Annotated in this window: 22 protein-coding genes and 5 tRNA genes; 17 read left to right on the top strand and 10 right to left on the bottom strand. The window is 69.1% G+C overall.

What is annotated here, in order from left to right; all coding sequences use genetic code 11:
• Positions 1-2: 2 nt before the first annotated feature.
• From ACWD5F_RS34035 to ACWD5F_RS34055, 5 genes are all read right to left on the bottom strand, one after another.
• A complete protein-coding gene (locus ACWD5F_RS34035) occupies positions 3-3308 on the bottom strand; it encodes a nitrate- and nitrite sensing domain-containing protein (protein ID WP_451260217.1) in 3306 nt (1101 codons plus the stop codon).
• 391 nt (positions 3309-3699) lie between these two features.
• Positions 3700-4275: a GTP-binding protein gene (locus ACWD5F_RS34040; RefSeq protein WP_015657619.1), complete on the bottom strand. Its 576-nt coding sequence runs from the start codon at positions 4273-4275 to the stop codon at positions 3700-3702.
• Complete coding sequence (locus ACWD5F_RS34045) at positions 4256-4651, bottom strand: DUF742 domain-containing protein (RefSeq protein WP_016432454.1); 396 nt, start codon at positions 4649-4651, stop codon at positions 4256-4258. The genes ACWD5F_RS34040 and ACWD5F_RS34045 overlap by 20 nt, the downstream gene beginning before the upstream one ends.
• Before the next feature lie 111 nt (positions 4652-4762).
• A complete protein-coding gene (locus ACWD5F_RS34050; RefSeq protein WP_030667329.1) occupies positions 4763-5176 on the bottom strand; it encodes a roadblock/LC7 domain-containing protein in 414 nt (137 codons plus the stop codon).
• 9 nt (positions 5177-5185) lie between these two features.
• On the bottom strand, positions 5186-9091 hold the full coding sequence (locus ACWD5F_RS34055; RefSeq protein ID WP_451260218.1) for a sensor histidine kinase: 3906 nt from the start codon (positions 9089-9091) through the stop codon (positions 5186-5188).
• A 605-nt stretch (positions 9092-9696) separates the two neighbouring features.
• Between ACWD5F_RS34055 and ACWD5F_RS34060 the strand changes: the two genes are divergently transcribed.
• From ACWD5F_RS34060 to ACWD5F_RS34105, 10 genes are all read left to right on the top strand, one after another.
• The gene (locus ACWD5F_RS34060; protein ID WP_451260219.1) at positions 9697-9885 is read left to right on the top strand and encodes a hypothetical protein; all 189 of its coding nucleotides are present in this window, start codon (positions 9697-9699) and stop codon (positions 9883-9885) included.
• 134 nt (positions 9886-10019) lie between these two features.
• Entirely contained in the window at positions 10020-10805 is a 786-nt protein-coding gene (locus ACWD5F_RS34065; protein WP_451260220.1) for a fumarylacetoacetate hydrolase family protein, read from the top strand.
• Entirely contained in the window at positions 10798-12282 is a 1485-nt protein-coding gene (gene gltX, locus ACWD5F_RS34070; RefSeq protein WP_451260221.1) for a glutamate--tRNA ligase, read from the top strand. Before ACWD5F_RS34065 ends, gltX begins: the two co-directional genes overlap by 8 nt.
• A gap of 137 nt (positions 12283-12419) precedes the next feature.
• Positions 12420-12920, top strand: coding sequence for a hypothetical protein (locus ACWD5F_RS34075; protein WP_451260222.1), 501 nt, complete (start codon positions 12420-12422; stop codon positions 12918-12920).
• Positions 12921-12942: 22 nt separating this feature from the next.
• Positions 12943-13674 (top strand): HAD family hydrolase, encoded by a 732-nt coding sequence (locus tag ACWD5F_RS34080; RefSeq protein WP_451260223.1) that lies wholly within the window; start codon positions 12943-12945, stop codon positions 13672-13674.
• Between the two features lie 91 nt (positions 13675-13765).
• Positions 13766-13837, top strand: a tRNA-Gln gene (locus ACWD5F_RS34085).
• Between the two features lie 42 nt (positions 13838-13879).
• A tRNA-Glu gene (locus ACWD5F_RS34090) sits at positions 13880-13952 on the top strand.
• A gap of 62 nt (positions 13953-14014) precedes the next feature.
• A tRNA-Glu gene (locus ACWD5F_RS34095) sits at positions 14015-14087 on the top strand.
• A gap of 19 nt (positions 14088-14106) precedes the next feature.
• Positions 14107-14178: transfer RNA gene (locus tag ACWD5F_RS34100), tRNA-Gln, on the top strand.
• A 28-nt stretch (positions 14179-14206) separates the two neighbouring features.
• Positions 14207-14279: transfer RNA gene (locus ACWD5F_RS34105), tRNA-Glu, on the top strand.
• A 196-nt stretch (positions 14280-14475) separates the two neighbouring features.
• Here ACWD5F_RS34105 and ndgR read toward each other — a convergent pair.
• A complete protein-coding gene (gene ndgR, locus ACWD5F_RS34110; protein ID WP_123997509.1) occupies positions 14476-15192 on the bottom strand; it encodes an IclR family transcriptional regulator NdgR in 717 nt (238 codons plus the stop codon).
• 186 nt (positions 15193-15378) lie between these two features.
• On the opposite strand from ndgR, the gene leuC reads away from it, so the two are divergent.
• The 4 genes from leuC to ACWD5F_RS34130 all read left to right on the top strand — a co-directional run bounded on the left by leuC (position 15379) and on the right by ACWD5F_RS34130 (position 18688).
• Positions 15379-16803: a 3-isopropylmalate dehydratase large subunit gene (gene leuC, locus ACWD5F_RS34115; RefSeq protein WP_401722706.1), complete on the top strand. Its 1425-nt coding sequence runs from the start codon at positions 15379-15381 to the stop codon at positions 16801-16803.
• Positions 16804-16808: 5 nt separating this feature from the next.
• On the top strand, positions 16809-17402 hold the full coding sequence (leuD, locus tag ACWD5F_RS34120) for a 3-isopropylmalate dehydratase small subunit (protein WP_450352696.1): 594 nt from the start codon (positions 16809-16811) through the stop codon (positions 17400-17402).
• Between the two features lie 264 nt (positions 17403-17666).
• Positions 17667-17897, top strand: a complete 231-nt coding sequence (locus ACWD5F_RS34125) for an SCO5555 family protein (RefSeq protein WP_123997506.1) — start codon at positions 17667-17669, stop codon at positions 17895-17897.
• Positions 17898-18034: 137 nt separating this feature from the next.
• Positions 18035-18688, top strand: a complete 654-nt coding sequence (locus ACWD5F_RS34130) for an HU family DNA-binding protein (protein WP_401722711.1) — start codon at positions 18035-18037, stop codon at positions 18686-18688.
• A gap of 150 nt (positions 18689-18838) precedes the next feature.
• Here the strand turns inward: ACWD5F_RS34130 and ACWD5F_RS34135 are convergent, their stop codons facing one another.
• Positions 18839-19042 (bottom strand): hypothetical protein, encoded by a 204-nt coding sequence (locus ACWD5F_RS34135; protein ID WP_123997504.1) that lies wholly within the window; start codon positions 19040-19042, stop codon positions 18839-18841.
• Between the two features lie 83 nt (positions 19043-19125).
• On the bottom strand, positions 19126-19764 hold the full coding sequence (gene cofC / locus ACWD5F_RS34140; RefSeq protein ID WP_451260224.1) for a 2-phospho-L-lactate guanylyltransferase: 639 nt from the start codon (positions 19762-19764) through the stop codon (positions 19126-19128).
• Positions 19765-19919: 155 nt separating this feature from the next.
• Between cofC and ACWD5F_RS34145 the strand changes: the two genes are divergently transcribed.
• The 3 genes from ACWD5F_RS34145 to ACWD5F_RS34155 are packed head-to-tail and all read left to right on the top strand — an operon-like array spanning position 19920 to position 23037.
• On the top strand, positions 19920-20813 hold the full coding sequence (locus ACWD5F_RS34145) for a lysophospholipid acyltransferase family protein (RefSeq protein ID WP_451260225.1): 894 nt from the start codon (positions 19920-19922) through the stop codon (positions 20811-20813).
• Positions 20810-21820, top strand: a complete 1011-nt coding sequence (locus ACWD5F_RS34150; protein ID WP_451260226.1) for an NAD(P)H-dependent glycerol-3-phosphate dehydrogenase — start codon at positions 20810-20812, stop codon at positions 21818-21820. Before ACWD5F_RS34145 ends, ACWD5F_RS34150 begins: the two co-directional genes overlap by 4 nt.
• A gap of 59 nt (positions 21821-21879) precedes the next feature.
• Complete coding sequence (locus ACWD5F_RS34155; RefSeq protein ID WP_451260227.1) at positions 21880-23037, top strand: D-alanine--D-alanine ligase family protein; 1158 nt, start codon at positions 21880-21882, stop codon at positions 23035-23037.
• Between the two features lie 12 nt (positions 23038-23049).
• On the opposite strand, the gene ACWD5F_RS34160 is transcribed toward ACWD5F_RS34155, so the two are convergent.
• The gene (locus tag ACWD5F_RS34160; RefSeq protein ID WP_401722725.1) at positions 23050-23541 is read right to left on the bottom strand and encodes a DUF3515 domain-containing protein; all 492 of its coding nucleotides are present in this window, start codon (positions 23539-23541) and stop codon (positions 23050-23052) included.
• Positions 23542-23561: 20 nt separating this feature from the next.
• On the bottom strand, positions 23562-23795 hold the full coding sequence (locus ACWD5F_RS34165) for an Lrp/AsnC family transcriptional regulator (protein WP_003997603.1): 234 nt from the start codon (positions 23793-23795) through the stop codon (positions 23562-23564).
• Positions 23796-23892: the final 97 nt, after the last annotated feature.

Here is a 23892-nt window from a genome sequence, read left to right on the forward strand (position 1 = left end):
CACTAACGCTCCTGGTTGTAGGTGCTGTCAGAGCCGAAGCCCTGGCCGTTCGTTTCACTGCTGCCCGCCGCGCTGCGTCCGCGCTGGACGCCTCGCCGCAGGTTGCTCAGCCGGCCCCGGACGTCCTCCGGGGCACGGGAGACCTGTGGGCCTCCCTGAGGAGTGCTCTCGGCGGCGCCCTCGACCAGGTTGGCCTTGGGCACCCGCCGGGGCAGACCGGAGGAGGTGACTCCGCCTGCCTTGGGCTTCTTCAGCGCCGAGGCCTGCTGCCAGCGCGCGTCGTTCGCCGAGCGCCAACTGTCGCCGCTGCCGATGCCGTTGGTGTTGCCGTTGTTGTTCCCATGGGCACCGCTCTCCGTCGCCGGAGCGGGGGCCGTCGCTTCCAGGCTCGCGTGCCGCACACCGTTCGACCCGTTCGTCCCGCCCGCCATGGAGCCACGGCGCGGAAGCCCGGCGTCGGTCAGGTCGTGGCCGACGGAAGGAGTCGGTCCCGGACGGTCGAAGCCTACGTGGTCGCGCTCGGTCACGTCAGCGGCCTGCGGGGATTCCGCTTCGGGAGCGTACTGGTCGGCGTACCCGTTCTGGTAACCGTCCTGCTGCGGCCAGTCGTCCTGGTAGCGACGCTCTTCGAAGGCCGCGAACGCCGGAGCTGCTCCGGCCCGCTCGGCCGGCCGCTCGTCCTGCACCGGCTCCGTATAAGAGGGCTCCGGGTAACCGCCGTTGGGCGAGAAGGTGTCGTTCTGCGGCAGTCCGCCGTTCGGCGCGTAGTACGGCTCGTCGTACGACGGCTGCTGGTGCTCCTCGTACGGGGCCTGCTGCGGCTCCTCGTACGCCGGACCGACCTCGTACGCCCCGGTCTGCTCCGGGTAGCCGCCCTGGCCGTTGTCGTACGCCGGCTGCGCGTCGAACGAGTCGGGGTACATGGAGCCGTCAGCGGACTCCTGACCGGGCTGCTGGCCCGCCTGGGCCTCCAGGGCCGCCCGGCGCTCCTCACGCATCAGCGAGCGGCCTACGGGGTCCAGCTCCCGTATGTCGTCCGGGACCTCCGCGTAGCGGCTGTCGTCGAAGCCGAGTTCGGCCGCCGTGCGCAGCGGGGCGAGGTTGAAGTCCTCGCCGCCGAAGTTCTGCTCCGGGATGATCTGGGAGACCGTGAACTCGTCGCGGTCCAGCTGCTGCTCGCCACCACCACCGTGGGTGATCGCGTCCGGCAGCATGACCAGCGAGGTGGTGCCGGCCTGCTCGCCCGAGGGGCGGAGCTGGACGCGGATGCCGTGCCGGTCGGACAGCCGGCCGACCACGAAGAGCCCCATGCGCTGGGAGATCGCGGCGTCCACGGTCGGCGGGTTGGCCAGCTTGTGGTTGATGTCCGCGAAGTCCTCGGCGGTGAGGCCGATGCCCTTGTCGTGGATCTCGATCATGACGCGGCCGTCGGGGAGACGGGTCGCGGTGACGCGGACCTTGGTCTGCGGCGAGGAGAACGTGGTCGCGTTCTCCAGCAGCTCGGCGAGCAGGTGCACGAGGTCGGTGACCGCGCGGCCGTGGATCTCGGCCTCCGGGACGCCCGACAGCTCGACACGCTCGTACTGCTCCACCTCGGAGGAGGCGGCGCGCAGCACGTCGACCAGCGGGACCGGCTGGTCCCAGCGGCGGCCGGGCTCCTCGCCGGCGAGGACCAGGAGGTTCTCGCCGTTGCGGCGCATACGGGTCGCGAGGTGGTCCAGGCGGAAGAGGTTCTCCAGCTGGTCCGGGTCGGCCTCGTTGTTCTCCAGCTCGGTGATCAGGGTCAGCTGGCCCTCGATCAGCGACTGGTTGCGGCGCGAGAGGTTGGTGAAGATCGCGTTGATGTTGCCGCGGAGCAGGGCCTGCTCGGAGGCGAGCCGGACCGCCTCGCGGTGGACCTGGTCGAAGGCCCGGGCGACCTCGCCGATCTCGTCCTTGGTGGTGATCGGGATCGGCGCGACCCGGGTGTCGACGCGGCCGGGGTCGGTGCGCGAGAGCTGGTCGACCAGCATCGGCAGCCGCTGTTCGGCGATGCCGAAGGCGGCGTTGCGCAGCTGGCGCATGGCGCGGGACATCTGGCGGGCCACCGCGCCGGCCAGGATGAAGGCCAGCAGCAGGGCGACCACGACGGCGGCACCGGTGATCAGCGCGTCACGCTTGGCGTTGTCCGCGATGTCGGTGGCCTCGCTCACCGCCTTGTCGGCCAGGTCCGACTCGATCTGGCGGTAGGCGTTGTACTTGAGCGTGTTGACCGCCCACCAGTTCTCGGCGGTGGTGCCCTCCTGGGCGAGGGCGGCACGGGCGCTGGGGTCGGTCGTCTGCAGGGTCGCCAGCGCCGTGACCATCTTGGTCGGGTCGGACGGCGGCGGCACATAGGTCTCGCCCTTGGCCTTCGCGTCGGCGGCGGCCTTCTGCGCCAGCGCGGCACCCTCGGTCTTGATCTTCGCCGTGGCGACGTCGAGCTTCTTCGCGTCCGCGGCGGTACCGCCACCGACGTACTCCTCGATGGCGATGCCTTCGAGGTAGGCGTACGAGGAGAGGGCCAGGCGCTGCTTGCCGAGCGAGTCGGCCGAGGGGCCGGGGTTGATCAGCAGGTGCATGCCGATCGAGCGCTCCAGCGACAGCGAGGCCTTCGTCAGCGAGATCGCGTAGACGGTACGGCCGTAGCTGGTGATGTTTCCGGTGCCCAGACCGAGCTCGTTGGCGAACTCCATCAAGGGGTGTGCGATCTTGATGTAGCCCTCTTCGGTCTGCACACCGGGGAGCTTGGAGGTGTACGCCGCCGCGCGCAGGCCCTGAAGCTTGGGCTCCTGGGCCCGGAACAGGCTGAGGCGGCGCAGCAGGCCGGCCTTCTGCGGCATGTTCTGCGCCGCCTCGTCGAAGGCGTCGGCGGCCTTGTCCGTATTGGCGCGTACGGCCTTGACGGTGGCCTTGTCGGCGGCGCTCTGCGAGGAGCCCTTGAGGAGCGGGGCCGCGCTGATGTCGCGCTCGTTGTATAGAGCGTCGCCATAGGTCAGCGAGGCCCGCACCAGACGCGCGGTGTCCGACGCGTCCTCGGCGTCCTGCCAGGTGTCGATCGAGCTCTTCACCTGGAAGCCGCCCATGACGAGGCCGACCAGCACGGGTATGAGCAGGATCGCGTTCAGCCGCGTCGGCACTCGCCAGTTGCGGGGGGAGAAACGGCCGCCGCTCGATGGAGGCGCGGCCGTCGGCTCCGGACCAGGCATAGGGGCGGGCGCCGCTCCGCGCGGCGGCGGGGTGAAGTTGCCCCGTGCCGACGGCTCGGGACCGTTCTTGCTTCGCCTCACTCGACCAACAACCTTCCGGCGGTCGGCACCAACGGTGTGCCGCAGTGTCTCAGAGCCCAGTTCACCCATGAGTACGCAGTACTACTGAGTACGTCTCTCACTAATGGGCAGTTCAGGCATTCCAGCACGACCACTAGTGCTCTTCCAAACAGCGGAAAGCACGGTTTCAACGTGATGTAAGCCCCAGATAAAACGGTCATAAAGAACGAGCCCCGTCAAAAGACGGGGCCTTCGTGCGCACAGTGACACCGGCTGACGACGACGCGTGGCCGTACCACCCGATTCCTCTGCCGAAACGTTATGAACACCGAGGCCGACCGTGTCAAAGGCCACAGTCGGCTCCGGGACATCTACGACAACTGCCGTACAGCATTGCCGACTTGGGTGCCGGCTACCGCAACCGCGCCATCAGGGCGTGCTCGACCAGAGTGATCAGCGCGCTCTTGGCATCGGACCGGTGTCGGGCGTCAGTGGTGATGATGGGGGTGTCGGGCCCGATCTGCAAGGCCTCGCGCACCTCCTCGGGAGCGTAGGGCTGGTGCCCGTCGAAGCCGTTGAGGGCGACGACGAACGGCAGACCCGAGTTCTCGAAGTAGTCCACGGCCGGGAAGCAGTCGGCCAGGCGCCGGGTGTCCACGAGCACCACCGCGCCGATGGCACCCCGCACCAGGTCGTCCCACATGAACCAGAAGCGGTCCTGACCCGGCGTACCGAACAGGTACAGGATCAGGTCCTGGTCGAGCGTGATACGGCCGAAGTCCATGGCCACCGTGGTGGTGGTCTTGTCCCCGGTGTGGGTGAGGTCGTCGATGCCCGCGGACGCGGACGTCATGACGGCCTCCGTGCGCAGCGGGTTGATCTCGGAGACGGCGCCCACGAACGTGGTCTTGCCGACGCCGAAGCCACCCGCCACCACGATCTTCGCGGAGGTGGTTGCCCGCCCTCCGTCAGAGCTTGCGAAGTCCACTGAGCACCCTTTCGAGCAGGGTCACGTCCGGCGCACCGGTCGTCTCGTCGCCACCAGGCTGGTGGATGGCGACGAGCCCGGCCTCAGCCAGGTCCGCGACAAGGATCCGGGCCACACCCAGCGGCATGGCCAGGAGCGCCGACACCTCCGCGACCGACTTCACCTCACGGCACAGGTGGCAGATGCGCTGGTGCTCCGGGAGCAGCCCCATGAGCGCTGCCGGGTCGGCCGTGGTGCTGATCAGCGCTTCTATCGCGAGCTGATAGCGCGGCCGGGTCCGGCCGCCGGTCATCGCGTAAGGACGTACCAGCGGCTGGTCGCCCTCATCCTCGTACGGCTCCGCGTACGGATCATGAGAGGCGGTGGGCGGGGTCATGAATCCTCCGGGCGGGACAGCAAGTCGGTCAGTCGTGCCGTCTGACGAGGCCGGTGGGGGGATTGTGGCGGCCGGACGGTGATTTGGTGAGACAGGTGGTGCCGGGGCCGATCAGTGGAGCAGACTGCCTTGTAGTTCGGCGCGCAGATCGGGCGTGAGCACGGCGCCCGCGCGATCGACCAGGAGTGCCATCTCGTAACCGACGAGGCCGATGTCGCAGTCGGGGTGTGCGAGCACGGCCAGGGACGACCCGTCCGAGACGGACATGAGGAAGAGAAAACCGCGTTCCATCTCGACGACCGTCTGCGCCACGTCGCCTCCCTCGAAGATCCGGGAGGCCCCGGCCGTCAACGAGGTGAGACCGGACGCGACAGCCGCCAACTGGTCGGCACGGTCGCGCGGAAAGCCTTCCGACATCGCCAGAAGGAGTCCGTCGGCGGAGACGACGACGGTGTGGGACACACCTGGGGTGTTGTCCACGAAGTTGGTGATCAACCAGTTGAGATTCTGTGCCGCCTGGCTCATCTGGCTCAACTAACGCTCCTGCTGGTGAGTGGGGCTCGGGAAGCTGCCGGTCTGGCCGGTGTTGGCCCGACCCTGCGCGATGCCCCGACGGAGATTGGTCAGCCGGCCGCGTACGTCATCAGGCGCACGCGATACCTGCGGACCGGCTTGGTGCTGTTGCTGCTGAGCCGTGCCCGGGACCAGGTTCGCCCGGGGCACCCGGCGCGGCAGGCCGGAGGTGGTGACGCCGCCCGCGGCCGGCTGCCGTACACGCTCCGCCTGTCGAACGAGGTCGTCGTTCGGAGACGTGCGCCAGGAAGTCGGGGCGGGACGCTGAGGGGGAGCCGCGGGAGCCTGCGGCTGGGGGACCGGCGCGGAGCCGTTCCCGTTGCTGGTCGGCCGACCGCTCGGCTGACCGTTCTGCTGGCCGTTCGGGACGACCCCGTTGGAGCCGGTCCCGTTCTGGCCGTTCTGCCCGCCCTGACCGTTCTGGCCCTGACCGTGGAACCAGTTGGTCTCCAGCGTGTCGTACAGCGGGGTACGACCGTCGCCCGGTCCGGCCGGGGGCAGTGCCTCGGGCTCCGGACGGGTGGGACGCTGCTGGGGCCGCGGCGGAGCGGGCTGCCGCGGCTGACCGTAGTCGCCGCCGTTGCCGTTCGCCTGCGGACGCTCGAACTGCCCGGTACCACCGGGGTTCTGACGGCCCGGCAGGGAGTGCTGGCCGGTGGAGCCGTTGTCGTAGCCCGGCACGGCGAACTGCCCGGTGGAACCGGGGTCGTAGGCCTGGGGGCTGGCGAACTGGCCCGTGTTGGCGGGGTTGTTCGGGTTGTTGGAGTTGTTCTGCTGGTTCGGTCCGTGGTTCGGGCTGCCGAAGACGTCGGAGCGGACGAACTGCCCCGTGTTCTGGGAGCCGTTCGCACCCTGCTGCTGCGGCGCGTCGAGGTCGGGACGCGGGAACTGCCCGGTGTGGTGCGGCGATTCCGCGCCGGGACGGGCGAACTGGCCCGTCTGCTGCGGGTTGCCGTTGGCACCGAAGTCGGGGCGCGCGAACTCGGAGGTGGAGGCCGGGCCCTGCCGCTCGTCGTAGCGCGGCACCGCTGGCATCTCGCTCGTCGCGTCGATCCGCGGCATCCGGGAGGTCTCGTCATGGCCACGCGGGGTGTCCAGCGAGGCCCGCGGCACCGGCGGCTGCGCGTTGTCGTCGCTCCAGCTCGGCGTGCGGGGCTGCTGCGGGTTGCCGCCCGGCAGCTCGGCCCGCGGTCCACCGCGGCCCGGCAGCAGCGGCTGACGACCACGCCGGCCGCCACCACCCTGTCCCTGCTCGGAGGGCGCGTTCCCACGCCCGGCCTGCGGCGGTACGGCACCACGGGCGCCGCCGAAGCTGTCCTGGCCGAAGCTGTCCTGACCCACGGACTGCATGCCCTGCGTCGAGCCCGGTCCCTGACCGAACCCGGCGCCCGCACCCGCGGGAGCGGGCCGGCCCTGGGGGGCACCGCCGGGAGACTGCGGTCCACGCTGTCCGCCCGGTCCACCCGGACGACCGCCGCCCTGGCCCGCACCGGGCAGCGCGGCCCGCGGACCCTGACCGGCGGCGAGCCGGCCACCGGAGGGGGCACCGGCACCGAGGGCGCCACCGCCCGGCGCACCCGCGCCGAGGGCACTGCCCGCCGGAGCACCGGCACCGGCCTGACGTCGGGCCGCGGCCATACCGGCGGCGGCCTGCGCGGCGGCCGGACCGCCGGCGACACCCTGACCCGGCTTGCCCTGCGTCTTCTTGCCGCCCTGGGCGACATCGACGGGCAGCATGACCAGCGCGGTCGTACCACCGGAGTCGGACGGGCGCAGCTGGATGCGGATGCCGTGGCGCTGCGACAGACGGCCGACCACGAACAGACCCATACGGCGGGAGACGGAGACGTCCACGGTGGGCGGCGAGGCGAGCCGCTCGTTGATCGCCGCGAGGTCCTCGGGGGAGAGGCCGATACCGGTGTCGTGGATCTCGATCAGGACGCGGCCGTCGGGCAGCGCGTGACCGGTGACCTTGACCTTGGTCTGCGGCGAGGAGAAGGAGGTCGCGTTCTCGAGCAGCTCTGCGAGGAGGTGCACGAGGTCGTTCACCACGCGGCCGGCCACTTCGGTGGTCGGCACGGAGGCCAGTTCGATGCGCTCGTACTGCTCCACCTCGGAGGCGGCGGCGCGGAGCACGTCGACCAGCGGGACCGGACGGGTCCAGCGGCGGCCGGGCTCTTCACCGGCGAGGACCAGGAGGTTCTCACCGTTACGGCGCATGCGGGTCGCGAGGTGGTCGAGCTTGAAGAGCGAGGAGAGCTGGTCCGGGTCGGCCTCGCGCGACTCCAGTTCGGAGATGAGCGAGAGCTGACGCTGGATGAGGCCCTGGGAACGGCGCGAGAGGTTGGTGAACATCGCGTTGACGTTGCCTCGGAGCATGGCCTGCTCGGAGGCGAGGCGGACCGCCTCGCGGTGCACGTCGTCGAAGGCCGCGGCCACCTGGCCGATCTCGTCCCGGGAGTGCACACCGACCGACTCGACGGAGGTGTCGACGTCCTGCGGGTCCGACTCGGAGAGCTGCTTGACCAGCTCGGGCAGCCGGTCCTGGGCGACCTTGTTGGCCGTCTCCTGGAGCCTGCGCAGCGAGCGGATCATGGACCGGGCGATGACGAAGGCGCCGACCAGGGAGACACCGAGCACGAGCAGGATCAGCGCACCGGAGATGATCGCCTCGCGCTCGGAGGCGGAGCGCAGCTGGCGGGCCTTCTGCTCCATGTCCTCGAGGAGCGTGTGCTCGATCTTCTTCATCTGGTCGATCTTGGTGGAACTGTCGTCCACCCAGTCCTGGTAGGACCGCTTCTGCAGGTCGTCGAGGCCGTCGGTGCTGGCCAGCGCGCGGCCCGCGTAGGTGTCCGTGGCCTTGATCGTGGCGTTGTTCTCCTCGATGGGCTTGAGGAGGTTGGCCGCGGCCTCGGTGCCGTAGATGCTCTTGAAGCTGCGCAGTTCGGAGGTCTGGCTCTGCAGGGCCGACTGCGCGTAGAGCCGGTCGTTGTCCGAGAGGTCGCCGAAGGTGTTGTCGGTGACGGGCAGCGCGGCCGCCAGGACCGCGCGCTGCATCGACGCGTACTCCTTGGCGGAGGAGAACGACGACAGGGCGCGCGTGCGCTGGATCATCTCGGGGTTGCTCGTGGCCTCGGCCATGTCCTGGGAGAGGTCGAGCAGGTGCGTGATGAGGCGGTGGTAGGCCTCCACGGTCTGCGTGGAGTTGCCCTTGGCCTCGTAGGCGGTGGAGCGGATCTTCGCCAGCTGGTCGAGGTCGCTGACCACACCGACCAGGCTCTCGCGGACGCCCTGGAGGTTGCCGTCCTTGCTGGAGGTGTCGATCTCCTCGGCCGCGTCCACGAAGTTCTGGACGGCCCGGTCCGACTTGTCCCGGACACCCTTGACCGTGTACGCGCTCGACTTCGAGCTGTGCGCCAGCGGGCCGGCGGACTGGTCGCGCTCCTCCTGGAGCGCGGCGGCCAGCTCGGTCGCCTGCTTGGTCATGTCCGTCAGCAGCTTCATGTTGTCGAGCTGCTGGATGTCGTCCATGTTGTCGCTGATGCGCAGGGCGCCCAGCGAGGTGGCCGCGACCACGGGCAGCGCGAGCAGCGACACCAGGCGGGTGGAGATTCGCCAGTTGCGCAGCGCTACGCGCGGTCCGGGGCCGGCCGGGCTCTTGGGCGGTTTGGCCGGTGGAGCGGGCGTACCCGCGGGTCCTCCGGTCGTCGACGCACCAGGGCGCCCGGCGCCTCCGCCGTCACCTGACGGGGCCGGGCCCGGGTTCTGGGCGTGCTGGGGCGAGGAGCTGCCAGCCTTGGGGCCAGCCCCGCCGTGCGGCTCCGGCTCCGCCGAAGCACTGCCATCCCTCTTGAAACGTCCCTGCACTAGCGTCGCAACCTCTGGACCAGGCACCCCTCCGCGTGAACGGAAGGACACGGTGTCGGCGTTGGGGAACGCCCTGAACGCGCGCCCCAATGTTTGGTCGTGAGTGACCGGCGCTGGTTCCCCCTCTCGCCGCCACTGGCGCTGAGTTCACGCCCCCTGTGCGCCGGCTCGATCCTGCGGCGGTCCGTGGAATTCCAGCACAGTGCCGGATCTCCAACAAGGCCCGTGGGCCATGCCGTGACCTACGTGACAGCATGTGAGTGGCGAGTCACCGGACGTAGAAAGTGATCTCCTGCATAACGGACTTATGTCCGCGAGTCGGCCACGTAAGGGGGGTGTCCCAGTCGCCATGATCAGGAGCGGAATGAGGCCTTCAGGCGCCCAATGTCCCTTTCGTCGGGGTCGGCTGCAGGCCTGAATTGACCGGTTTGCCCAGGGGTCCGTGAGCAAACTCACACGGGGTTCAGGGGGTCCTGGCGTCTTCCGGTGGGAATTGCATGTTTAGCCTGACGCTTTACAAGACGTAACACTTTGACAACTGCGCCCGCCAGAGCCCGTATCGGCCCTGGTCCGGGGGCCCGTACACGACAAGGTCACGTACAACGGTGAAGACGACGATGATGTTCCGCACGATAGCCAACCCGCGGCGCACGACGCTGGTGCACCTCGAGGGCGCAGAGGAACTGCAGACCCTGGAGCAGCCGGAGCACTCCGTCGACCTCCCCACCAACACGGCCAACCCCCGTCGCACGATCCTCATGGAACTGCCCGAGACGGCAGCCCTCGCGCACTAGTACGCAGCGCGGGGACGGGTGATTCAGAAGTGCACGGCCGGCCGCGCGCCACAATGCGCGCGGCCCGGCCCCCTTCACCGCGTTAGCCTGGAGCGTCAGACTCCAGCCGGCTCAGTGAGGGGCGCCAGGATCCCGTGCGCATCGCCAGATTCTCCATCGACGGGAACGTCGCCTTCGGCGCGGTAGAGGGCGACAAGCCGGACGAGCTCGTCCTCGACATCATCAAGGGCATCCCGTTCACGGACTTCGAGCTCTCCGGTACGAAGGTCCCGCTCAGCAAGGTCCGGCTGCTGCCGCCGGTGCTCCCCAGCAAGGTCGTGGCCTTCGGCCGCAACTACGCGGAGCACGCGCGCGAACTGGGCAACGAGGTCCCGGACGTCCCCTTCGCCTTCTTCAAGCCGTCCACCTCGGTCATCGGCTCCGGCGACGAGATCCAGTACCCGCCCTTCTCCGAGGAACTGCACCACGAGGCCGAACTGGCCGTGGTCATCGGCCGGTTGTGCCGTGAGGTCCCGCGCGAGCGCGTCCAGGACGTGATCTTCGGCTACACCTGCGCGAACGACGTCACCGCGCGCGACGTCCAGAAGCGCGAGAAGCAGTGGGCCCGGGCCAAGGGCTTCGACACCTCCTGCCCGCTGGGCCCCTGGGTGGAGACGGACCTCGACCTCGCGGCGGCGTCCGACCTGACCGTCCAGCTCACGGTCAACGGCGCACAGCGCCAACTCGGCCGTACCAGCGAGATGATCCACTCGATCGAGGATCTGATCGTCAACATCACCGAGGCCATGACGCTGCTTCCCGGCGACGTGATCCTCACGGGCACCCCGGCAGGCGTCGGACCGCTCACCGTCGGCGACGAGGTCGCCGTCACCATCGAAGGCATCGGCACTCTCACCAACAAGGTTGTCAAGCGTGGCTAGCGCACCCGGTTCCCCCGTACGCGTCCGTTTCTGCCCCTCGCCGACCGGTAACCCCCACGTGGGCCTGGTCCGCACCGCCCTGTTCAACTGGGCGTTCGCCCGCCACCACCAGGGCACGCTGGTCTTCCGCATCGAGGACACCGACGCGGCCCGCGACTCCGAGGAGTCCTACGGCCAACTCCTCGACGCGATGCGCTGGTTGGGCTTCGACTGGAACGAGGGCCCCGAGGTCGGCGGCCCGCACGCGCCGTACCGCCAGTCGCAGCGGATGGACATCTACAAGGATGTCGCCCGCAAGCTCCAGGACGCCGGTCACGCGTACTACTGCTACTGCTCCACCGAGGAGCTGGACGCCCGCCGCGAGGCCGCCCGCGCGGCCGGCAAGCCGTCCGGCTACGACGGCCACTGCCGCGACCTGACCGACGAGCAGAAGGCAGCGTACGTGGCCGAGGGCCGTACGCCGATCGTCCGCTTCCGCATGCCCGACGAGACGATCACCTTCACGGACCTGGTCCGCGGCGAGCTGACGTTCACCGCGGAGAACGTCCCGGACTACGGGATCGTACGAGCCAACGGCGCCCCGCTGTACACGCTCGTCAACCCGGTCGACGACGCCCTGATGGAGATCACCCACGTCCTGCGCGGCGAGGACCTGCTCTCCTCCACCCCGCGCCAGATCGCGCTCTACAAGGCGCTGATCGACCTGGGCATCGCCCGGCAGATCCCGTCCTTCGGGCACCTGCCGTACGTGATGGGCGAGGGCAACAAGAAGCTCTCCAAGCGTGACCCCGAGTCGTCCCTCAACCTCTACCGCGAGCGCGGCTTCCTGCCCGAGGGGCTGCTCAACTACCTCTCCCTGCTGGGCTGGTCGCTCTCGGCCGACCGGGACGTCTTCACGATGGACGAGATGGTCGCGGCCTTCGACATCGCCGACGTGAACCCCAACCCGGCCCGCTTCGACCTCAAGAAGGCGGAGGCGATCAATGCCGACCACATCCGCCTCCTGGACGTGAAGGACTTCACCGAGCGCTGCGCCCCGTGGCTGCAGGCCCCGTTCGCCCCCTGGGCGCCCGAGGACTTCGACGAGGCCAAGTGGCAGGCGGTCGCCCCGCACGCGCAGACCCGCATGAAGGTGCTGTCGGAGATCACGGACAACGTCGACTTCCTGTTCCTTCCGGAGCCGGTCGAGGACGAGGCGTCCTGGACGAAGGCGATGAAGGAGGGCTCCGACGCGCTTCTGCGTACGGCCCGCGAGAAGCTGGAGTCCGCGGACTGGACCTCGCCCGAGTCGCTCAAGGAGGCCGTCCTGGCCGCCGGTGAGCTCCACGGCCTCAAGCTCGGCAAGGCCCAGGCCCCGGTCCGCGTGGCCGTCACCGGCCGCACGATCGGCCTCCCCCTCTTCGAGTCCCTGGAGATCCTGGGCAAGGAGAAGACCCTGACCCGCATCGACGCGGCCCTGGCGAAGCTCGCCGCGTAACGCACGCACGCGTGAAGGGCGGTGACCGATACGGCCGCCGCCCTTCCGCTTTTCTCCATGCCGACGTCGGGTGATCGACGGGGTCTGTTCATGATCGGTTCGCGGAGATGTCGTAAGCGGCCTCAATTCTCATGATCATGTCATCCTGGAGAACTTCCCTGAGACTGGCCGTCCCCGCGGGCGTCACCGCCCTGCTGCTGGCCGCCGGCGGCACCCTGTCCTACGCGTCCGCGGCCAACTGGACATACATGAACGACTACGAGGGCAACTGTCTGGTCGCCTCGGCGACGACCGACAAGGTCTGGTCGGACACCTGCAACGACGCGCTCTCCACCCGCAACTGGCACTGGGGCTCGGCGACGCAGGACGGCTTCGGCTACACCTTCCGCCGGCTGGTGAGCAACGCCAACGGCGACTGCCTCACCACGGACTGGAAGTCCCAGAACAACGCTGTCTGGACGAGCCCGTGCGGCGGCAGCGGCCAGCAGTTCTGGAACGGCGACGACAACCGCCTCATGAACCTCTGGGCGCACCAACTGCGCACATCCGACAACGGCGTGGCCATCTACAGCAGCACGGCCGAGGTCACGGACCAGATCCCGATCGAGCGGTTCGTCTGGTGGGGCGCCCACGACTGACGGGTTGCGTTACCGTCGGATCATGAGCATTCGCGCCGTGGTCTGGGACGTCGACGACACTCTTTTCGACTACACGGGCGCGGACCGGATCGGCATGGGCGCGCATCTCGCCGCCGAGGCCCTGCTCGACGGGTACGGCACCGTCGAGCAGGGCCTCGCCCACTGGCGGGAGATCACCGACCAGCAGTGGGCGAGGTTCTCGGCGGGGGAGACGACCTTCGAGGGCCAACGCCGGGACCGCGTACGGGTGTTCCTGGGCAAGGACCTGAGCGACGCCGAGGCGGACGACTGGTTCCGGCGCTACCTGACGCACTACGAGGCCGCCTGGACCCTCTTCCCGGACGTGCTGCCCGTCCTGGACGCCCTCGCGGCCAGCCACCGGCACGCGGTGCTCTCCAACTCCAGCATCACCGTCCAGGACCGCAAACTCCGCGCCCTCGGCGTGCACGACCGCTTCGAGGTCATCCTGTGCGCCGCCGAACTCGGCGTCTCCAAGCCCGAGGCCGGCGCCTTCCTGGCCGCCTGCGACGCCCTGGGACTCACCCCGGACCAAGTCGCCTACGTCGGGGACCATCCGGAGATCGACGGCCGCGGTGCGGCGGACGCCGGACTGCTGTCGGTGTGGATCGACCGCGGCGGCGTATACAGCGGCGGCGACGCCCCCGAGGGCCCGCACCGGATCGCCTCCCTCGCCGAACTCCCCATGATCCTCGGCTCGGATACCCGTTTTGGAGCCCCGTCCACCTTCAGGTAATGTTCTTCCTGCGCCGCCGGGGAGCGGGTCGAAAGGCCGGAAACCGAAGGTGCACACTAGAACAAGATCCCTGCAAGGGCTTGAGTTCCAGTGGCCTATGGTGTAATTGGCAGCACGACGGTTTCTGGTTCCGTTAGTCTTGGTTCGAGTCCAGGTAGGCCAGCTCGCAGAGCTCATCTGCACATGTGGAGATCAGCTCCACGAAGCCCCCGTTGTGTAGCGGCCTAGCACGCTGCCCTCTCAAGGCAGTAGCGCCGGTTCGAATCCGGTCGGGGGTACAGATCCTTCCCGCGAGGATGGTTCGGGTAGCTCCCGCCGACCTCGATGCAGGATCGCTAGGGCCCCCGTTGTGTAGCGGCCTAGCACGCCGCCCTCTCAAGGCGGTAGCGCCGGTTCGAATCCGGTCGGGGGTACGTTTTACTTGTATTACAATGGTCTATGGTGTAATTGGCAACACTACGGTTTCTGGTACCGTCATTCTAGGTTCGAGTCCTGGTAGACCAGCTTTGAACTGCGGAAACGCAGAAAATAGGCCCCCGTTGTGTAGCGGCCTAGCACGCCGCCCTCTCAAGGCGGTAGCGCCGGTTCGAATCCGGTCGGGGGTACGCGGACGATGGCTCTTCGCCTTGGCAGACGCCGAGGTGGGGGGCCGTTTCTGTTTGTCGGCGGGTGCGCGTTGTGTGTGGCTGGTCGCGCAGTTCCCCGCGCCCCTGAGGTTGGACCAGTGTGCCCTTGCTGATACGTGCAGGGGATTCAGGGTCTGCCGCGGCGTTGAGGCCGACCCCTGTTCCCCCTGAGGTGTCAGCTGGTGCGGCGTAGGGCCTCTGAGAGGCGGCCTGCGGCGTCGATGACCGCTTGGGCGTGCATGCGGCCGGGGTGGCGGGTCAAGCGCTCGATGGGGCCGGAGACCGAGACGGCGGCCACCACGCGGTTGGAGGGGCCCCGGACGGGGGCCGAGACGGACGCCACTCCCGGCTCGCGCTCGCCGATGGACTGGGCCCAGCCCCTGCGTCGTACGCCCGAGAGGGCCGTCGCCGTGAAGCGGGCACCTTGCAGGCCCCGGTGCAGGCGCTCCGGCTCTTCCCAGGCCATGAGGATCTGGGCGGAGGAGCCGGCCTTCATCGTGAGGGTCGAACCGACCGGGACCGTGTCCCGCAGTCCGGACAGGCGTTCCGCGGCGGCGACGCAGATGCGCATGTCGCCCTGGCGGCGGTAGAGCTGGGCGCTCTCGCCCGTGATGTCCCGCAGATGCGTGAGGACCGGGCCCGCGGTCGCGAGCAGACGGTCCTCGCCCGCCGCCGCGGCCAACTCCGCCAGCCGGGGGCCGAGAATGAAACGGCCCTGCATGTCACGTGCCACCATGCGGTGGTGCTCCAGGGCCACGGCCAGTCGGTGGGCCGTTGGTCGTGCGAGTCCGGTGGCCGCGACCAGCCCCGCGAGGGTGGCCGGGCCGGACTCCAGGGCGCTCAGGACAAGGGCCGCCTTGTCCAGAACGCCCACGCCGCTACTGTTGTCCATGAAACGATACTCGCGTCTCACTCTGTGAAACGCAAGTTCATTTTTCCGTGAGACGCGCAACCCTGGATGCATGGCGGCCCGAAGACCGACGGGCCTGGTGGCGGGTGCCCGGGTACAGGGGCGCGGGCGTCGCCTCCACAGATCTCTAGTTGGGCCGGCGCGTCATGGCCGGCCGGAGGGAAAGCGATGGGTAGGACACTCGCGGAGAAGGTCTGGGACGACCACGTCGTCCGGCGCGCCGAGGGCGAGCCCGACCTCCTCTTCATCGATCTGCACCTGCTGCACGAAGTGACCAGCCCGCAGGCCTTCGACGGACTGCGGCAGGCGGGGCGTCCCGTGCGCCGGCTCGACCTCACCATCGCCACCGAGGACCACAACACCCCGACCCTCGACATCGACAAGCCCATCGCGGACCCGGTCTCCCGCGCCCAGTTGGAGACGCTGCGCAAGAACTGCGCCGAGTTCGGGGTGCGCCTGCACTCGCTCGGCGACGTCGAGCAGGGTGTCGTCCACGTCGTGGGCCCGCAGCTGGGTCTGACCCAGCCCGGTACGACGGTCGTCTGCGGCGACTCCCACACCTCCACCCACGGCGCGTTCGGCGCGCTGGCGTTCGGCATCGGCACCTCGCAGGTCGAGCATGTGCTGGCCACCCAGACGCTGCCGCTGGCCCGCCCCAAGACCATGGCCATCACCGTCGACGGCGAACTGCCCGACGGCGTCACCGCCAAGGACCTGATCCTCGCCATCATCGCGAAGATCGGTACCGGCGGCGGCCAGGGCTACATCCTGGAATATCGCGGCTCGGCCATCGAGAAACTCTCGATGGAGGCCCGGATGACCATCTGCAACATGTCGATCGAGGCCGGCGCCCGCGCGGGCATGATCGCCCCCGACGAGACCACCTTCGCGTACATCAAGGGCCGCGCCCACGCGCCCGAGGGCGAGGACTGGGACGCGGCCGTCGCGTACTGGAAGACCCTGAAGACCGACGAGGACGCGGAATTCGACGCCGAGGTCGTCATCGACGGGCCCTCGCTGGCGCCGTTCGTCACCTGGGGCACCAACCCCGGTCAGGGCGCGCCGCTTTCGGCCTCCGTCCCCGACCCTGCTTCGTACGAAGACGCTTCGGAGCGCCTCGCCGCCGAAAAGGCCCTGGAATACATGGGGTTGGAGGCCGGTCAGCCGCTGCGCGACATCAAGGTGGACACCGTCTTCGTAGGTTCATGCACCAACGGCCGTATCGAGGACCTGCGGGCGGCCGCCGAGATCGTCAAGGACCGCAAAGTCGCCGACGGCGTACGGATGCTGGTCGTCCCGGGCTCCGCGCGGGTCGGCCTCCAGGCCGTCTCCGAGGGCCTGGACGTCGTGTTCAAGGACGCCGGTGCCGAATGGCGGCACGCCGGTTGCTCGATGTGTCTGGGCATGAACCCCGACCAGCTGGCGCCCGGTGAGCGCTCCGCGTCCACCTCCAACCGCAACTTCGAGGGCAGGCAGGGCAAGGGCGGTCGTACGCACCTCGTCTCGCCGCAGGTCGCCGCCGCGACCGCCGTGTTGGGCCATCTGGCCTCGCCCGCCGACCTGTCCGACGCACCCGTGCCCGCTGGAGTCTGAGAGCCATGGAAGCATTCACCACGCACACCGGCCGGGCCGTTCCGCTGCGCCGCTCCAACGTCGACACCGACCAGATCATCCCAGCTCACTGGCTCAAGAAGGTGACCAGGGACGGTTTCGAGGACGGACTCTTCGAGGCCTGGCGCAAGGACGCGAACTTCATCCTCAACCGCCCCGAGCGCAAGGGCGCGACGGTCCTGGTGGCAGGACCCGACTTCGGCACCGGCTCCTCCCGCGAGCACGCCGTGTGGGCGCTGCAGAACTACGGTTTCAAGGCCGTCATCTCCTCCCGCTTCGCCGACATCTTCCGCGGCAACTCGCTCAAGAACGGCCTGCTCACGGTGGTTCTGGAGCAGAAGATCGTGGACGCGCTGCAGGAACTCACCGAGCAGGACCCGCAGGCCGAGGTCACGGTCGACCTGGAGGCCCGCGAGGTGCGCGCCGAGGGCATCACCGCGGCCTTCGAACTCGACGAGAACGCCCGCTGGCGGCTGCTAAACGGGCTGGACGACATCTCCATCACCCTCCAGAACGAGGGCGACATCTCCGCGTACGAGGCCAAGCGCCCCTCGTACAAGCCGCGGACGCTTCCGGTCTGACCCAGCAGGCCGCAGCCTGACGAGTTTCGGCCACCACGGACCCTTCCTGTACCCCCGATCAGCCCGATCGGGGGTACAGCCATGTCTGTACCCGAACGGCCCTGCGAGCGTTCGCAGTCGCGCTCAACTTCCCATGTTATTAAGGCCGTTGCAGGGGTAGCCGAGGGTTGTAACCGTGACTTCCGCAACCGCCCGGAAGGCCGTTTGAGGCATCAGTTGCGACCCCCGCAGGCGACAACTCGCCCCAGATGGCACAATCTGTGCATGGAACACGACGGCCAACTCAAGCTCTATGCGGCAGTCGCGGACCAACTCAAGGAAGCGCACACAAGGGTGCGCTCACTGCAAGTCCCGGAGGGCGTACGGATGGCGCTGACCCGGAAGCTGCTGGTCATTACGGCCGCGGCCAAGCACGATCTCGCCGACGCGGCAAGGCGTCTGGAGCGGTTCAGGTCGGACCTCGACGAGGGTCGATTCCCCGAAGAGGAACGCTGAACACGTCCCAGGCAGTCGAAACCGTTGCGGCACAAGGGTGATAAGCCCGTTTCGTGTTTGATTTGCGGTATATATCTGCCTAACGTGCGAAAAAGCTTGAACACTTTCGTTCTGGCAATGTCTCCGAAGGGGAAGACGTGAACAAGGCGCAGCTCGTAGAAGCGATTGCCGACAAGGTCGGTGGCCGTCAGCAGGCCGCCGAGGCGGTGGACGCGGTCCTGGACGCGATCGTCCGTGCGACCGTCGCGGGTGACCGGGTCTCGGTCACCGGGTTCGGCTCGTTCGAGAAGGTCGACCGTCCGGCCCGCTACGCCCGCAACCCCCAGACGGGCGAGCGGGTTCGGGTCAAGAAGACCTCCGTTCCGCGCTTCCGTGCGGGCCAGGGCTTCAAGGACCTGGTGAGCGGCTCGAAGAAGCTCCCGAAGAACGACGTCGCCGTCAAGAAGGCGCCCAAGGGCAGCCTGACCGGCGGAGCTTCCGCGACGGTCAAGAAGGCCGCGGCCAAGAAGGCCGCCCCCGCCAAGCGGGCGTCCGCCGCCGCCAAGAAGACGACGGCGAAGAAGGCGACGGCCAAGAAGACCACGGCCACCGCCAAGAAGGCGACCGCGAAGAAGGCCACGGCCAAGAAGACCTCGGCCACTGCCAAGACCGCCGCGGCGAAGAAGACCACCGCGAAGAAGGCGACGGCCAAGAAGGCCCCGGCGAAGAAGGCGACGGCCAAGAAGGCCCCCGCCAAGAAGTCCGCGGCGCGCACGACCACCGCCAAGAAGGCCACCGCTCGCAAGAGGTAAGGGCGCACGGGCACTCACGCGCCGGGCCGGACTCCGCAACGGAGTCCGGCCCGCGGCGCGTTGAGAGGTCCTGGGGGTCGCAGGAAGGGCTTCTGGCGGCTCTGCAGGGGCCGTTCGGCTCCTGAGGCTCCGCAGGGCCGTTCGGAAGGTTCAGAAGGTCTGGAGCGTCACCAGCGTGATGCGGCGGGCCTCGCCCGCGCCCTCGGTCTCGATCCGCACCCGCTGCCCGGCCCGCAACAGCCGCAGACCGCCCGCGTCGAACGCCGGCGCGTCGAAAGGCACCGGGGTCCCGTCGTCGAGCAGCACCTGCCCGCTACGGGTCTCGGGGTCGTAGGTGTACGCGGTCGCCTGCATGGCCGCAGCCTAGTGCTCCGCGGTCGGCGAGAGAACGACGGTCGGCGGGCAACGGCACGACGGCCGACGGCACGACTGCCGGGCTACTGCCCCGGAATCAGCAACTGCGCGGCCACCGTCGCCGTTCGGGGGCCCACTCCCAGCGCCAGTGCCGCGCGCAGGTCGTCGCCGGTGTCCACGTCCTGGCGTACCGAATCCACCGCGTCCAGGGGGAGCTCCACCGCGCCGGAGATGCGGTGGCGGGAGCGGGATTCCGTGCCGAATGCCGGGAGCAATTCCCGGTGCGGTGCCGCGGCCAGCAGAGTGGTGCCGATTGCGGCCGCGTCGGCGAGAAAGGCGCGGGGGAATTCGGCGGCCGCGTCCAGTACCCGGGCCAATTCGCTGGGGCGCAGTGCCGGGAGATCGGCGTTGAGGGCCGCCACGGGACTTCCCGGGCGCTCGGCGCGTATGACGGACGCGCCGTGCGCCAGGGCGCTGTTCAGGCCGCCCGGCGGCTCGTCGGCGACGATCCGCGCGCCCAGCGCGGCGAGCTCGCGGCCGGCCAGCGCGTCGCCCGTGACGACCGCCACATCCCGGACCGCGGGGCACGCCAGGGCCGCTGCCACGGTGTCCTGGGCGAAGGCCAGGGCGAGGCCGGGGCGCAGCGTGTCGGCCGCGGTGTCCGAGAGCCTGCTCTTGGCCTGAGCCAGGGCTTTCAGGGGTATGACCAAGGTCCACTGCACGAGCGTTTCGTCCCTCTCTTGTCGCGGCCATTGTCACTCAGCCGTCACCTGGTCCATCTGGCGGTCGCGCCGTCGGGGCGTACGGTGTTCTCGACAGACCGACGGCCTGGGGCGACACTTGTGCGGCCCCCCGGGCCCTGGAGGAAGGTGTTCGCGTGTCCCGCCGCAGAATCGGCTTCTGGTACCGCCTCGCAGCGGTGATCGCCAAACCGCCGCTGGTGGTTCTGATCAAGCGGGACTGGCGGGGAATGGAGCACATTCCTGCCGACGGTGGATTTATCACCGCGGTGAACCACAATTCTCACATCGACCCCTTCGCGTACGCGCACTTTCAGTACAACACCGGGCGCGTTCCGCGATTCCTCGCGAAGAGCGGTCTTTTCAACAAGGGATTCGTCGGCGCCATGATGCGCGGCACCGGCCAGATCCCCGTCTACCGCGAGACCACTGACGCGCTGAGCGCCTTCCGGGCCGCGATCGACGCCGTGGAGCGCGGTGAATGCGTCGCGTTCTACCCCGAGGGCACCATCACCCGGGACCCCGACCAGTGGCCGATGACCGGCAAGACCGGCGCCGCGCGCGTGGCCCTCCAGACCAAGTGCCCGGTGATTCCCGTCGCGCAGTGGGGCGCCAACGAACTCCTGCCGCCCTACGCCAAGAAGCTGCACGTCCTGCCGCGCAAGACCTCGCACGTCCTCGCCGGCCCGCCCGTGGACCTGTCTCCCTTCTACGACAAGGAGATGTCCCCGGACGTCCTCAAGGAGGCGACCGAGGTCATCATGGCCGCCATCACGGGCCTGCTGGAGGACATCCGCGGCGCGAAGGCGCCCGACACCCCCTACGACCCGCGCCAGGAACGGATCGAACAGCGGCGCAGGACCGCCGAGCAGACCCGGCAGGCGCAGGCGCACGCGAAGGCCGAACGGGAAAAGGCCGAAGAGGCGAAGGCCGCGGAGACCGCCGCAGAGACCAAGGCTCTGGAGGCGAACGCCGAACAGGCACCGGTGACACAGGCGAAGGCCGCACAGGAAGAGGGGCAGGGCGCGTGAGCAAGTCCGTCAAGGCGGCGGTGTTCAGCGCCGGTTCATGGGGAACGGCGTTCGGCATGGTGCTGGCCGACGCGGGGTGCGAGGTCACCCTGTGGGCGCGTCGCGCGGAGGTGGCCGAAGCCATCAACTCCACCCGGACCAACCCCGACTACTTCCCCGGTGTCGAACTCCCGGAGAACCTGCGGGCCACCACCGACCCCGCGGAGGCCGCCGCCGGCGCGGACTTCACGATCCTGTCGGTGCCGTCCCAGTCGATGCGCGCCAACCTCGCCGAGTGGACGCCCCTGCTCGCCCCGGACACGGTCGTCGTCTCCCTCATGAAGGGCGTCGAACTCGGCTCCGCCATGCGGATGAGCGAGGTCATCGAGGACGTCGCCAAGGTCGGCGCGGACCGCATCGCCGTGGTCACCGGACCCAACCTGGCCCGGGAGATCGCCGCCCGCATGCCGGCCGCCGCCGTGGTCGCCTGCACCGACGAGGCCGTGGCCCAGCGGCTCCAGGCCGTCTGCCACACGCCGTACTTCCGCCCGTACACCAACACCGACGTGGTCGGCTGCGAGTTGGGCGGCGCGGTGAAGAACGTCATCGGGCTCGCCGTCGGCATCGCGGACGGCATGGGCCTGGGCGACAACGCCAAGGGCTCGCTCATCACGCGCGGGCTCGCCGAGACCACCCGGCTCGGCATGGCGCTGGGCGCCGACCCGCTGACGTTCTCCGGACTCGCGGGCCTGGGAGACCTGGTGGCGACCTGCTCCTCGCCGCTGTCCCGCAACCACACCTTCGGCACCAACCTCGGCAAGGGCATGACCCTTCAGGAGACCATCGCGGTCACCAAGCAGACCGCCGAGGGCGTCAAGTCCTGTGAGTCCGTGCTGGATCTGGCGCGCAGGCACGGCGTCGACATGCCGATCACCGAGACGGTCGTCGCCATCGTGCACGAGGGCAAGTCCCCCGTGGTCGCCGTCAAGGAGCTGATGTCGCGCAGCGCGAAGCCCGAACGACGCTGAGCGACCCCGCCCTGCGGACGCTGACTCAAGCCACTACCAACGGGTACTCTCAACGCGATATGAGCACCGAGAACCTCTCCCAGAGCCCCGAGCAGCCTGCTCGCAAGCCGCGTGTGGCCGTCGTGTTCGGCGGTCGCAGCTCCGAGCACGGGATCTCCGTGGTCACCGCCGGCGCCGTGCTGCGGGCCATCGACCGGAGCAAGTACGACGTCCTGCCGATCGGCATCACCCAGGACGGCCGGTGGGCGCTCACCGCCGACGAACCGGACCGCATGGCGATCACCGAACGCCGTACACCCAACGTCGAGGAACTCGCCGAGTCCAGCGAGGGCGGCGTGGTGCTCCCCGTCGACCCCGCCAACCGCGAAGTCGTCTACAGCGAACCGGGATCGGTGCCCAAGGCGCTCGGTGAGGTCGACGTCGTCTTCCCCGTGCTGCACGGTCCCTACGGCGAGGACGGCACCCTTCAGGGCCTGCTGGAGCTCTCCGGTGTCCCCTACGTCGGTTCGGGTGTGCTCGCCTCGGCCGTCGGCCAGGACAAGGACTACATGAAGCGGGTGTTCACCTCCTTCGGGCTCAAGGTCGGCCCGTACGTGGTGATCCGGCCGCGCGAGTGGGAGCGCGACGAGTCGGCCGCCCGCAAGAAGATCGTCGACTTCGCAGGGGAACACGGCTGGCCGCTCTTCGTGAAGCCCGCGCGCGCGGGTTCCTCGATCGGCATCACCAAGGTCGACGACCTCTCCGGTCTCGACGACGCGATCGCCGAGGCTCACCGCCACGACCCGAAGATCCTGGTCGAGGCGGCGCTTCGCGGGCGCGAGATCGAGTGCGGGGTGCTGGAGTTCGAGGACGGGCCGCGGGCGTCGGTCCCCGCGGAGATCCCGCCGCCGGACGCGCACGCCTACTACGACTTCGAGGCCAAGTACATCGACTCCACGCCGGGCATCGTCCCCGCCCCGCTCACGGCGGAGCAGACCGCCGAGGTGCAGCGGCTCGCGGTGGAGGCCTTCGAGGCGGCCTCCTGCGAGGGGCTGGTCCGCGCGGACTTCTTCCTCACCGAGGACGGCGAGTTCGTCATCAACGAGATCAACACGCTGCCCGGCTTCACGCCGATCTCCATGTACCCGCAGATGTGGCAGGCGAGCGGCATCAACTACCCGGACCTGGTGGACCGTTTGGTGCAGGCGGCGCTGCGCCGCTCAACGGGCCTGCGCTGATCGAGACTTGGGCTAGTCGGCGATCCCCTCGGGGATCGCCTTCTTTATTGCCGAGGCCAGATCGACGAGCGGTGCCACGCCGTTTCCCGTGCGGTTCTTCGGGATGGTGACCTCCACGTACGCCGTCCGCAGCGTCGTGGTGAAACGGAACGATCCGTCGTCCTGCTTCTCCAGCAGCCAGCCGACCCCGTTCACCTCCACCCCGTCGGCCTCCGGATCGCTCATCTTCGCGGGCCGTTCGACACCGCAGCGCAGTATGATCGCCGCGTTCCCCCACCCCGCGGTCAGCGCGGACGCGGGCGAGGGATCCCGGCGGGCCTGACCGTCGACCTTCGACGGCAGCGCACTGTCCAGTTTCCGGCACAGCTTCGTGACCTTCGTACCCGGCGAGGGAACCGCCGCCGACGGGCTGTCGTCTGCTGAGGAGCAGCCCGTCGCGGCGAGCAGCAGGGCGAGGGCCGGTGGCCCCAGGACAGTGCGGTGCCGGTGACGGAAGAAGTTCACCGGCCAAGGGTAGACGGGGGCTACAGATGCACGACCGGGCAGGTCAGGGTGCGGGTGATGCCGTCCACCTGCTGGACCTTCGCGACCACCATGCGGCCGAGGTCGTCCACGGTGTCGGCCTGGGCACGCACGATCACGTCATAGGGTCCTGTCACGTCCTCGGCCTGGATCACCCCAGGAATCTTGCTGATCGTCTCGGCGACGGTCGACGCTTTGCCGACCTCCGTCTGGATCAGGATGTACGCCTGTACCACGGAACCTCCAGGGCGGCCACGAGGATCATGTGGGGAAAAGGAACGCCACGGTATCGCGTCGCCGCTCACCGCGGGGAGACCCGCGGAGAGGGAGGAG

The sequence above is a fragment of the Streptomyces sp. NPDC002499 genome, from assembly GCF_053595415.1.

Bases quoted from the DNA above. Each gene is read 5' to 3' on its own strand.
- ACWD5F_RS34045 (WP_016432454.1), bottom strand. From the start codon at position 4,651: ATGACCCCGCCCACCGCCTCTCATGATCCGTACGCGGAGCCGTACGAG.
- ACWD5F_RS34050 (WP_030667329.1), bottom strand. From the start codon at position 5,176: ATGAGCCAGGCGGCACAGAATCTCAACTGGTTGATCACCAACTTCGTG.
- ACWD5F_RS34075 (WP_451260222.1), top strand. From the start codon at position 12,420: ATGTCATCCTGGAGAACTTCCCTGAGACTGGCCGTCCCCGCGGGCGTC.
- ACWD5F_RS34080 (WP_451260223.1), top strand. From the start codon at position 12,943: ATGAGCATTCGCGCCGTGGTCTGGGACGTCGACGACACTCTTTTCGAC.
- ndgR (WP_123997509.1), bottom strand. From the start codon at position 15,192: ATGGACAACAGTAGCGGCGTGGGCGTTCTGGACAAGGCGGCCCTTGTC.
- leuC (WP_401722706.1), top strand. From the start codon at position 15,379: ATGGGTAGGACACTCGCGGAGAAGGTCTGGGACGACCACGTCGTCCGG.
- leuD (WP_450352696.1), top strand. From the start codon at position 16,809: ATGGAAGCATTCACCACGCACACCGGCCGGGCCGTTCCGCTGCGCCGC.
- ACWD5F_RS34125 (WP_123997506.1), top strand. From the start codon at position 17,667: ATGGAACACGACGGCCAACTCAAGCTCTATGCGGCAGTCGCGGACCAA.
- ACWD5F_RS34135 (WP_123997504.1), bottom strand. From the start codon at position 19,042: ATGCAGGCGACCGCGTACACCTACGACCCCGAGACCCGTAGCGGGCAG.
- ACWD5F_RS34155 (WP_451260227.1), top strand. From the start codon at position 21,880: ATGAGCACCGAGAACCTCTCCCAGAGCCCCGAGCAGCCTGCTCGCAAG.